This window comes from Phocaeicola coprophilus DSM 18228 = JCM 13818 (assembly GCF_000157915.1).
In the GTDB taxonomy this organism is placed as follows: Bacteria; Bacteroidota; Bacteroidia; order Bacteroidales; family Bacteroidaceae; genus Phocaeicola; species Phocaeicola coprophilus.
Genome location: NZ_EQ973651.1, coordinates 2,459 through 14,394, shown reverse-complemented (window position 1 = coordinate 14,394; position 11,936 = coordinate 2,459). Strand labels below are relative to the sequence as shown.

At 42.9% G+C, this 11,936-nt stretch carries 11 protein-coding genes and 1 pseudogene; all 12 read left to right on the top strand.

Annotated features, from left to right (window positions below; genetic code table 11):
* Positions 1 to 514, top strand: a pseudogene (locus BACCOPRO_RS15995) (hypothetical protein); the annotation flags it as partial.
* A 12-nt stretch (positions 515 to 526) separates the two neighbouring features.
* Complete coding sequence (locus BACCOPRO_RS15990; protein WP_007897009.1) at positions 527 to 1,405, top strand: TssN family type VI secretion system protein; 879 nt, start codon at positions 527 to 529, stop codon at positions 1,403 to 1,405.
* 3 nt (positions 1,406 to 1,408) lie between these two features.
* Positions 1,409 to 2,557, top strand: a complete 1,149-nt coding sequence (locus BACCOPRO_RS15985) for a hypothetical protein (protein WP_004310145.1) — start codon at positions 1,409 to 1,411, stop codon at positions 2,555 to 2,557.
* Positions 2,558 to 2,577: 20 nt separating this feature from the next.
* Positions 2,578 to 3,075 (top strand): hypothetical protein, encoded by a 498-nt coding sequence (locus tag BACCOPRO_RS15980; RefSeq protein WP_007897010.1) that lies wholly within the window; start codon positions 2,578 to 2,580, stop codon positions 3,073 to 3,075.
* A complete protein-coding gene (tssO, locus tag BACCOPRO_RS15975) occupies positions 3,072 to 3,518 on the top strand; it encodes a type VI secretion system TssO (protein WP_004310143.1) in 447 nt (148 codons plus the stop codon). Before BACCOPRO_RS15980 ends, tssO begins: the two co-directional genes overlap by 4 nt.
* Before the next feature lie 10 nt (positions 3,519 to 3,528).
* A complete protein-coding gene (locus BACCOPRO_RS15970) occupies positions 3,529 to 4,470 on the top strand; it encodes a PKD domain-containing protein (RefSeq protein WP_008145272.1) in 942 nt (313 codons plus the stop codon).
* Complete coding sequence (gene tssR, locus BACCOPRO_RS15965; RefSeq protein WP_008145271.1) at positions 4,467 to 6,815, top strand: type VI secretion system protein TssR domain-containing protein; 2,349 nt, start codon at positions 4,467 to 4,469, stop codon at positions 6,813 to 6,815. Before BACCOPRO_RS15970 ends, tssR begins: the two co-directional genes overlap by 4 nt.
* 5 nt (positions 6,816 to 6,820) lie before the next feature.
* Complete coding sequence (locus tag BACCOPRO_RS15960; RefSeq protein ID WP_008145270.1) at positions 6,821 to 7,624, top strand: DUF5457 domain-containing protein; 804 nt, start codon at positions 6,821 to 6,823, stop codon at positions 7,622 to 7,624.
* A gap of 512 nt (positions 7,625 to 8,136) precedes the next feature.
* On the top strand, positions 8,137 to 8,532 hold the full coding sequence (tssD, locus tag BACCOPRO_RS15955) for a type VI secretion system tube protein TssD (protein WP_004310139.1): 396 nt from the start codon (positions 8,137 to 8,139) through the stop codon (positions 8,530 to 8,532).
* Between the two features lie 110 nt (positions 8,533 to 8,642).
* Positions 8,643 to 10,400: a type VI secretion system Vgr family protein gene (locus BACCOPRO_RS15950; protein WP_008145268.1), complete on the top strand. Its 1,758-nt coding sequence runs from the start codon at positions 8,643 to 8,645 to the stop codon at positions 10,398 to 10,400.
* Positions 10,401 to 10,663: 263 nt separating this feature from the next.
* Complete coding sequence (locus BACCOPRO_RS15945; protein ID WP_258461084.1) at positions 10,664 to 11,746, top strand: hypothetical protein; 1,083 nt, start codon at positions 10,664 to 10,666, stop codon at positions 11,744 to 11,746.
* A 7-nt stretch (positions 11,747 to 11,753) separates the two neighbouring features.
* On the top strand, positions 11,754 to 11,936 hold a 183-nt coding region (locus BACCOPRO_RS18360; RefSeq protein ID WP_008145265.1), incomplete at its 3' end, for a hypothetical protein.

The following is an 11,936-nucleotide window of genomic DNA, read 5'->3' as shown; positions in this document are numbered from 1 at the left end:
TGTCAATAACCGTCATCTGAATTTCTTTTCCGACCCGGACTCCAGGAAGAACTTCATCAAGATGATAGAAGTAATTGAGGATGTGGAACTGTCCATTACGTCCCATCAGAAATATAAGCTGTTCCTATTCCTCTGCAATGCAGAAAGGTATAAAGAGAACCTACCCGCTATCGAGCAACTGCTTCTTATCGTTTTGGGATTGAAGGTGAAACTGCGATTGGAAGTCCATAAGATAGAAGAGCCGGTTTACCTTTCAGTCGGCTCCGGATGTATCGGACAGACATTAGGTCTTAATGGTCTAATGATAAGCGAAACCGATGATTTGATGGCAACAATCATCATAGACACTCCGACTGATGAGTATGAAGAGATAAAAACGCATCTATCCAATGTCCGCCGGATACTTGAATTTTTCATCCTTTCAACAAGAAATATCGAAGTTGATTATCTGGTACATGGAGAAACGGATTTTATACTCGGAGAAAACCGATTAGGATATAATATGAACTTATAAAAAATTTATACAATGAAGATATTGCTGTATTTTTTTGCTCGCTACTTATTGGCTCCATTATTTGTAGCCATAATGATATTTGTCTTGACCGGAATAAAAACGATCAAGAGCAAACTTAGCCTGAAGAAGTTAATCATATTCGTTCTTCTGGCTTCCATTGCCGTCGCTTTACCTGGTCTGTTCGGTTTTCTAAAAAATGAATATGTTTGGGGAGGCTTGACATTCACGATATTGTCCTATATCCTCCTCGGGACATTGTTCTGCAAACTTTCTACCTCCGATTTGTTCGGAGCAATCGGTATTGGCAACTCCCGAACAGCTATCATTCTCACTCTAACCACGATATGTGTTTTAGGCGGATGGTGCTATTATCTGCTGTTTGAACTGATAAGCAAACTGCCTTATTCATTATGGAACACAACAAATATCCTCTGGTTTGCAATCCCGTATCTGATTATGTATAGCAGGACCCTGTTCCTGGACATTCCACATCCGATATATACCCCATGGGAATTGAGCTATGGGACCTTTGACCGGAAATATTGGGACAACATAGACAACTTCGGCTTCCGAACGGTCAAAGTCAAGATCAAACGGAATATAAAAGACCCGACATACGCTTCGTTGGTTGTCCGCCTGCCCAATGAAATATCTCTTGGGAATTGGTTCAATTGGGTTATCGAAGACCAAAACAGGCGTTTCCCCCAAAACAAGATTGAAACAGAGAAGGAAGATATGCAAATCGGATGGATGTTCTATACCTCAAAATGGTTTAACTTCCCGTTGTTCATAAGAATACTTGACCCCACTCTGACGAGTGAGGGCAATAAGATTAAGAATAATCAAACGATATATATCCGACGTGTACAAGTAGAAACAAAAACATCATAATATATGAAAACACTAACATATTTGCCTGTAAACTGGGTCAATGGTCTGAAGCTGACCAGCCAGCATTTCTTTGCAAACCAGTATTGCCAAACGGAAGCTCTCAACCGCGAAGCAGGAAGGAGTCTGACCAGTTATAACTATGGTCTTGGAGAGGTCCTTGAAGGGATAGGTGACAATCTTGAAATAGAGATTTCAGGTGATACCATGTCCACTCTCTGTGTCCGCCTGAAAAGCTGCAACGCAATCACCAAAGGCGGTCTGCCCATCGTTTATTACGACGGTTTATACGGGGATGAGAAACCCTGTGCAACCATTTCAGAATCCGGTCTGCAAGCCGAGGACAGCGAGTATATGGTACTAATATCCGTAGATCCGTATCACTTGATACCTGTCGGTGAACCGGACCCGGAAGAGGTGCCTTTGCATCACCCGTATGTCTTGCCGAGCATAAAACTCCATATCGTTCCCAAAAACCAAGTCAACAAATCTTTCTACAGCCAGAATTTTTTGTTGGTGGCAGAGGTATGCAGACAAGGGAATACCTATAAAATCAATCATCAATATATTCCACCGGTACAACATTCCGCTTGCCACGATGGGATCAAAACATTCATTTCCCAATTGGCACGTACCCTACAGTCGATAAAAGAAGACGTGAAACTCATTTACAGCAGGAATGTTGCTGACAAGCGTAGAGATACGCTTGCCAATAATACATTTGAGCTGTGTAAGGCTTTCTCGGCCTTTTACAACTCAAGAATCTTCTTTATCGAACAAATCGCCTTAGAGCAACCGCCGATATATCTTGTGCAGGCCGTGAATGAGCTTGCAAACGGTCTGAACTCCGCTCTTCAAAGTCTTTCCGAAACGGAAAGAGAACAATTGCTCCAATATTTCTATGAGTGGACTAATGTCACACCCTCTGAATTTATCACGAAGATAGAGAGCCTAACCAAGCTTATGTATGACCATACCAATATAAACCAGTCATTGCAGACGGCAGGGGCATTTGTGACACTGCTCAGCAATATGTTCCACAAAATGAGTGAACTGGAATACATCGGAATGGTTCGTGAGAATATTATAGTAGGAGACGAAAGTCACGAAACAATAGAGGCTCAAAAGAAACGATCATGGTCATTTATAGGTTGATCGATTAAATCATAGCAAGTATGGAAGCAGAAAACAAAATAGCTCGTTTGAAAGCGAAACTCCGATTTACTTTGGTATTCGCTATCACACTGATTGTTACCACAACCGGAGGTATCGTAACGATTGTGACTGCACAAAAGGGAATATCCCTTCTTGAAAGCAAGAAGGCCGAATATGACAATGTGTTCAAGAAACAGGCAGAACTTAACTTCCAGATAGAAGAATTGTTCCGGGACTTGAACAATCTGAAGACCAAGCGGCGAAATTCGAGTGAACACAAGCACATGCAAAAATTGATAACCAAAAAACGGTTATTAATGGAAAATGACATTGCGATGCAGGCCGATAAAAGCAAGTACGAAGTGTATAAAGCTATGCTTGAACAGATCCGTGTCATCCAATCATCAATGGATGACCTTGACCGCGAAAGCAAAAAGCGTGAAAGCAACATGGAGCAACTTGAAAAGTGTAGAATCAAATATCAGGAATTAACCAAGAATAAACTGACGAAGCCATGACAAAAGACGAAATGCTATGGGGAAACATCCGTTTCCTCCTGCTGCTGATTTTCTCAGTAGCCGCAATTTATATCATACTTTGCCGGTATATACTCAACGTACCGACAGAGGACAGTTCGGAGTTGATAAACGAAATCAACCATTCCGAACGCATTTTTGAAATCCAGCATACACATATGCAGCAAGCGCAGAACATCTGGAATGAGATTGACTCTCTGGACTTCAACATTCATCAAGTACAAAAGATGGACGAGGTGAAGGATGGGATTTACCAATTGCAGCATATATACAAGGAAAACAATATGAATACGAAATTCCTTTTCGGCGTGTTGTCCTCCAGAATGCTTAAATGCCAATTCGACATAAAAGAGGAATTGAACAGTCTGGTACATAACAATGCACTGATTGAACGGGATTTGGAAGAATGTAAAGCCAATTTATAAAACATTCGCAATGGATAATAAGAAAACTATAACAATCATCATATTGGGACTGGTTGCCATGGTAGGTATCCTTTTGTTTTTGTTCCTGCCTTCGAAGTCGCACCTTGCCAATATTGACTTTTATGTGTATGACACCAATGATAATTTTCATTATGAGGTCAATGAGCGGTTGGAGCTATTAGTCAACGATACGGCAGCGATTAAAGGCAAGCGGCTCATTTGGGAAATGGGAAACGGTGATACACTGATGAGAAATACGGATGTGTCATACACTTACCGTAAGGCCGGCAAATATCTTATTACTTTGAAAATAGACGGAAAACACTCCGTAAACAAGTATATCAAAGTTATCTCAGGGCTGGAGCATGAGGCCATTGATTCCATACCCCGTATAAATGGAGTGTCAGAGGGTTATCAAGGTGAAGAGCTGGTCTTTTCGGCAGAAGGCTATGGTATGGACACATGGCTATGGGAATTTGGAGAAAGCGGTACTGTGGACGCATACGAGCAGCAAGTCGTGTATTCGTATGATATTCCGGGAGAATACACCATCTCATTACAAACCAATACGACGAAATATCCGGTGAAGCACCGTATAACCATTCTCCCACGCTTTGAAAAAGCAGAGGAACTTGTCACGGTGGATTCGTTGGTACTGGTACAGAATGATATAAAAAAACACTTGCAAGCCATAGCTGACGCCAAAGTCTCACAAAAGTCGGTCTATTACGAACATACGAATTATATCCGTAACAAATATTTTTGCATTGATGCAGACCAGGTAGTGGTCGTCATCAATGATGAAAAATACAATGACTTCAACGGCTATTGCCAAGGACTGCATTTTCTTGAAAGCAACAGGAAAAAGCGTGTGAGTATTGATGATGTGAAAATTGACGATTTGAATTGCGTCAAGTCCATCCATGTGACACAAAGTTATATTGAAAAATGAAACAACTGAATCTCATACGAAATCTGTTTTCTGTGGCCGTGATGATTACTCTTGCGTGCAACGTATCTGCCCAAGTGTCCATCCGCGACAGAATACAAATAATGGATAGGGATATATTCAATTATCCGGAATCAACAGAAGCTCCTTTCAAAACAAAGAAAAGCAAGACAAACAGAATTGTCTATTCGGACAGGACTGGAAATCAAAGTTATGAAGACCCGTATTTCCAGCGTAAGCGGTCTTCACACGGGATTGGCACACCCTATTACATAGTAGGTGAAAAGAACGGAACCTACAAGCTCGTTCAGGCTGACCCAGACATTACAGGCAAGCCCAAGTCGATAATAGGTTTCCTGTATAACAGCAAGAGACACTTTAAGGAACCCCGTAAAGTCAATTATGCCGGATGGATACCATCGGAAAATGTACTGATGTACGACCATGCCCGTATCAATCCCCGCAACAACCAGCCGATAAGGTACCGTATAGGCATAAACAGCATTAACAAGCTGTTCGATATCCATCAATTCTTCAATGGAGATACCCTGAAAATATACGGAGAGCCGTTTTTGAAAACAACAACGGATGCGGTAGTTGTCAGCGGAGAGGTTGTTTACCTATACAAGTTGGACAAGAGCGGCAAATCCGCATTGATTTCCAATGTTCCCGCATTATCAGACAGTACCAAACGCTTTTTAGGGTGGGTTCCCGCTGACCTTCTTGCAGAAGTCGGCCAAAATGAGGTGTATCATATTGATTATTCACGATACCGTGATTCTTTGTTGTGTGCTGTCAACCTAATGTATCCCGATACGTTGGCATTACATAATGCGAATATTCAGGGTACGATGTTGTTCAACCTGGATGGAAACCCGGCAGGGCCTATAACGAATGGGAATATCCGGCTGAACTATCCTTTGTCCGTCTGGGACAAGAACTGGAATAAGATTATCAATATCAAAGGCGGAGACATCATGGTTTCCGATGTCCGAAAGATGGAAGCGGAAAACAAAAACGTGAACATACATGTACTGTTCAATGATGCCGACCTGCCTTATCTATCCCCATATATCAATGTGCTACAGAACCTAAAGCTGAAAATGAAGCCCGGATATGACTACACTTTCTCGGCAACTTGCATATCCTCCAACGGAGAAAACAGACATTTGGCCCCAACCAAGGACTTTTCAGCCTGGCTCGACTATATCAAACAATCCATTTCTTTCAAACGGAAAAATGAGCAAGAGGAACAATCATCGTTTTACGGTTTTGGCGGGGCTATCAAACAAATCTCCCGTTATGATGACGAAAGCCGTTTCAGCAACAATGTATTTGTCATTTTAGGGTCAAAGCAAACTTTATCCTTGCACGAGCAACAACTCTTGTGGCTGGCAACCCAACCGGCAAGGCTTCTGTTTGTCCAGATAGACAGAGCGTCAGGCACTTCTTATCAGGACTTCCTATTGCAGGCCAAATCCATTCTGGACAGCCATTCTACGAAATACATAGACCATATATCCAATTATATCGCAGACAGCAGACTGGTAAAGACGGAGCTGTTCAAGAACATAGAAGCTACGGATGCCAACTTATACCTGTACGATGCTCCATACAACAGCCTTACAGTAGGAGGAATCTTATTCCCTAAAGGTCGAAACAAGCTGGAAAGCAACGCTTTGGAAACAGCCTTGGATTCCGTATTATGGCAATCTTTCGAAACGGACAGCCTAATGTTGCACTCACTTAAAGATTATGAGCGAAATATAGGTGTCCTAAGAAGCCGTCCCACATCCGAACTGACGCATATATTCCATCATACGGAAAATCCTGACAGTATGAGCCTTGACGATATAGATAGAAACAGCGTGAATGACACCTACTATATAAAGGCCTCCGTAGCGGACAGTATAATGGACGGGTACGAATATGGATATCTACTCGATGACAAGGAAGTGATGGAACTGCTGCAAAGCTACAGGGGACTGCTCCCGGAGTTCTCAGATAACATAGGGAAAAAGGAGCTAAGAGTGCTTCGCAAGCAATTTAACCGGCAAAAGAAAAGCATAAACAGAAGTTTCTATCGAAAAGTATTGCCCAGAAATCCATATTTGGCTCAAATCTTCTATTGTAAGACGGGAGTCATGGCCAATGACAGCCTTTTAAATTCAACAAAGGTGAAGAAACTAAAGAAAAGAAAGGTTGAACTGACGGACTTTAATAGTGGCTATACAACCCTGATTTCAAAGATGAAGAGACTGGAAGACATATATCAACGCAACCTTTTCAGACCTGTATTCATCGCCGGCAAGAAATATTATTTTATTCCGAAACAATTAATACTGTAAATAAAATGGAACCAACAAGAGAACAACTACAGGCAGAGATTCTTGAAATCCTATATCAGAAGTGCCTCCAGAAGCCAATATGGGTATCTTGTGCAGAAATATTTTGGAGCATCAGCAACCTCAAGGTATCAGAACGGAGTGTCAAGGACGTTCTTGACTGGCTGGTAAAAAACGACCTTGTAATTTATCAAGCGGATAAATACCAGATTGCCAAGCGCGAATTTATGGATATATCAAGACGTAAGGCTCTTGAGAAAAAAGAGACCGAAGAAAATGCCGAAGTCCGGACTGTAGAGTATGGAACATCCATTCCGCCTCACACGATGAACCATCATCCATGGCTTGAACGAGAGTACCAACAACCTGTCGCGAAATCATCAAACACAATGTTTGCCATCATAGCATTAATAGCCTTTCTGATCAGCGGCACACTTGTTGGCATACTCCTGTTCAACAGCTTCGCAACGGAACGGCGCAATAATGCAGAACTGACATACCTTCCGGACAGCATACAGGTTCCCTCGTTACAAGTTAGCACGCCCGGATATATCCGTGACGCATATACGACCAACCGCAACTTCAAGAACATCCAAACTTCGCTGGAGACACAGCAACGGATTAATTCTGAACTTATGGATATCTGCAAGGCACAACAATCCCAGATTAATATACTGACAACTTGCTCCAAACAACAAGCGGCGGACATCGAACATTTGGAAAAGGAACGGAAGATCTACACATGGATGATTGCCCTTGCACTCCTGGTATTAAGTTCATTGCTCATCTGCCGATATGGACATAAGAATTAGGACATCCGCAAACATTCAGACTGTATAGTCAATCTGCTAACGGTATCTGCCACTTTCATGCGGTGGATACCGTTATTCTTCAATTCCTGCAGCAGTTTTCATTCCGACAGGTTCGTTCTTTCCGATTAAGCTTATTCTACAAGTGTCATTACAATATCGGGAATCAATTCAATAGCGGCACATCATCAGCGGGAAACATTCCTAATCCCTATAGGACAGCGGCTTTATACACAACTGTTGGATTAAAACGTGTTAAAATGAAAACAACAGCCAAAAAAACGCACTAAAAAATTTGGAGAAACAAAGACAAGGACTTATATTTGCTCATATCAAAGATGATGTTTTATTTTCTTCTCTTTTTCCCACAATAAAACTGAGTCATCCGGAGGCTGAGAGGAAATTTCAAAAATCGTTTTTGAGGTTTTCTCTTTTTTGCATCTATACCGGTTAGGGCGCAAGGACGGAGAAACCGAAGTAAAATAATTAAGTTTAACCCATTAAATCCAAGTATTATGGCATTTAGAGCATCATTGGAACTTAACAACAAGGAATTTGACGTCCTTTATTCAAACTATGAGTTCAGTCGTAACACGGACCCTAAAGGTATGCCCTCTTCAAGCGTATTGGGTGGTAGAGTAAAAGCAACCATCGAATCAACAGAAGACACTTCTGTCATCGAAGCGATGTTGAACAGTCCTTTCAAACCTGTAGAAGGAAAGATTATCTACAAAAAAACGGAGGAAGATGCCAAGATGAAGGAGATCCAGTTCAAGAACGCATACATCGTTCACTACTCGGAAACTCTGGACGCGAACAACGATGTGCCTATGACAATCACCATTACGTTCTCCGCTGAAGAAATCATCGTCGGCAGCGCAGCTCTTGACAACCGCTGGCCGAAGAAATAAATCGGCGTACATAGGTAAATCCTAAATCAAAACATTTGTCAGGCCGTCCGACGGACTTCCGCCGGGCGGCTTTGGCAATTTGGATATAAACCGTCAAATATAATGCCGCCATGCTGGAACAAAAAAAAATCACATTGGAAATAGCTGGCATACCCATGCCGTCGTTTGTGCAGTTGATGCTCAAGCAGAGCATCAATGAGCACCACTACTTTGAGATAACGCTGGATATTCAGGCCGTAGAAATTTATGGCGTGGAAATCCCGGAGGCATCAAAAGACTGGGTCGGAAAAAAAGTAATCATGGACTTCGGCGGCACTTTTTTTGTCGGCGTGGCCACCATGGTGGGGCTTCATCGTTCCGGTGGGACACATGGAAATATAAAAGTGACAGGATATTCGTCAACATTCCTGCTGGAGTCGGACCACACCTGTGCCTCATGGTGCAACAAATCCTTGTCTGACATTGTCAAGGAACTTACAGACAAGGCAGGAGTACAAGCTCTTGTCAATCCGGAAACGAAATCGAAGCTGGAATACGAATGCCAGTACGAGGAAACCAACTTCAGATTCATACAACGGCTTGCCCGCCAATATCAGGAATGGCTCTACTACGACGGACAGAACCTTGTCTTCGGGAAGCCACAGGCCGGCTCGACGACCAAGCTGACATACGGTGAGGAACTGTCTGTGCTCGATGTCTGTTCGCAGACACTTGCCCGACCCATAAAGGGAAGTTCTTACCATTCGGTGAACGACCAGACCTATAACGGCCAATCCCCCGATACCGCAGCCGGACAAAACACATTGGGACAAGCGGCCTTTGACTCGTCATTGGCTTTGTTTACCGCTCCCGCTGTCCAACGGGCGGAGCCGCGCATAACCAATAAGGGTGAACTTGATGCCTATTTCCAACGCAAGCAGCAAAGCGACAGCGCCGCATCCAGTTTCATCACCGGAGAAAGCGATTGCCGCATCCTCACGGTGGGCAGCATCATAGATGTCCATACTGCTATCCATACAGGAATAGGTATCCACGTAAAAAATAGCATCGGCACCTATATCATTACGGAAATAACCCACGTAGCCGGTATGGGTGACAGTTACCAGAACTATTTCACCGCACTTCCGTCCTCTATTCCCACCCTTCCATGCCCGGATGTACCTCTGCCTGTTGCTCATACACAGCAGGCCGTGGTTGTCAGCAACGAGGACCCGAAAAAGTTAGGCCGCGTCCAAGTCAAGATGAACTGGCAGACCGGCCCGATGCAAACCTCGTGGATACGGGTGCTCACTCCTGACGCAGGTACAAGCGACAAAGTGGCCACAAACAGAGGATTTGTATTCATACCCGAAAAGGGAGACCAAGTCATGGTGGCATTCAGATATGATGACCCGAACCGTCCGTTTGTACTTGGCAGCTTATTCCATGGAAAGTCAGGCACCGGTGGCGGCAGTTCAAACAAAACAAAAAGCCTGACCACCCGCAGCGGTTGTACCATAATGCTTGATGATGAAAAAGGAAGTGTCACCATTGCAGATCCGACCGGAAGCACAATTATCTTGAACGGTGACAATACCATCACCATTGATGCTAAGGACAAAATAACTATCCATTCCAAAGAATTGGAGATACTTGCTGACGAAAAGATAAGAATTGAAGCCGATTCAGAGGTTGAGGTACTTGGCAAAACATCCACTTTTGAAGGTAAGTCCGAGGCAAAAATAAAAAGTGATACGTCCATTAAGGAAGAGGCAGCTACGATAGATATAAAAGCATCTGCAACACTGAAAGCAACGGGAGCAACCGTTGATGTGGATGGTTCTGCGATGACAAATATAAAAGGCGGTTTACTTAATTTTAATCCATGATAAACAACGAACATAATCCGATAGCCATAAGAATTAGCAACGTACAGGACTTATGGATTGAAAATCGGGAGAAATTTCCCGATGCAAAGATTTATTGTCTCGTTTGCGAACCGACTGATTATCAAATTGTAGAAGGATTCATACGGCTTGAAGCCTCCGAACATGGCTGCACGTCGGATATAATTGTCGGTTTCAAGGCTGACTATGATGATAAAACAGACTTTTATAAGTTCTTGATAAAAGCATGGATAGATTCGTTTTCCATGGATGTAGAGAAAAATCCCGATTGGGATTGGGCGGATTTTTCTTCATTTAAGTCAGAGTTGACATCTGTCAGTTCTTTAAGTGCAGATAAACTACGAGACTTGTATATTCGTCTTGTTACAAGTTTCAAGACATTTGTCGGAAACGACAATCTACTCGGCATAACCCTCTTCATATCCCGCATTGGCGATGTGGAAGCTCTGAATGAAGTAATAAAGGACATTGCCGAGCGACTGCCCGCAGGGGTTGCGCTTATTCTAATTGACTATAAAAAGAGAGAAGTCTATGATATTCTGCTGTCTGAAATGAAAGGCAAGATATGCTTAATAGACATCCCCAATCAGAATATGACCGGTGCATACAAAGAAATTGCGACCCAAGGTAATCCACAAGATCCGAACGTAAAATATCGGAAATGCCTGTTTGAACTTGGAGAAGCGGCATCGAAAGGAAACAAGGATGAAGCAAAGAAGCTGGGACATGAACTGATAAGGCTAAGCCGTGAAATTGGCGGAACGGCATTTATGGCTTCGTCCTACCTTATGTTTGGGGGATTCATGGTGAAGTTTCATCGCGAAGCCGGGTTCTGCCATGATTTGTTTGACAAAGGGATAGCTTTGGTCCTTCCCAAATACCATGATGAGCAGGATTGCGCACAAATCCTGTTACAACTCTATAATTACAAAGGAACTGTACACAGTTACAATAAAGATATAACAGAAGCCATCAAACAATTTATGACAGCCGTCAAAATAGCCAAGGAGGTCAATATGAAAACCGAGGTTGTAAATGAATACAACTATGCACTACTTATGGCATTGAAAAAAGACAGGCTTACATACGAACCGATCTTAAATGAGGCATTTGAGTATGGATACTCATTTTCTGACGAAGACTTAAAGATCATCAATCTCTCATTTATTGCCTCTACCTATCTTGACAAAACATACAGCCTTGATTCGTCAAAAAGAGACGAAATCTCAAAACGTATGTCTGACTTATATGGCGAGGACTGGCAGCTTTCCACAAAGGAACTGGCAGCCAAACTCGATGCGGAATACTCACTGAGAAACCAAAAATAGTCTGATTATGTTACTTGCGGACAGTCATATCACTATGGTAGTCGGAGTTGACGTCCATGTGACGACAGCTCCCCCCTTCAATCCCATCCACCCTTACATAGGTATGGTGATGGACCCCGCCGACTACATACCGTTCCTTGGCACGAACGTAAGCGTGAACGGGCTGAAGCGCGGCGTTTCGGACACCGGT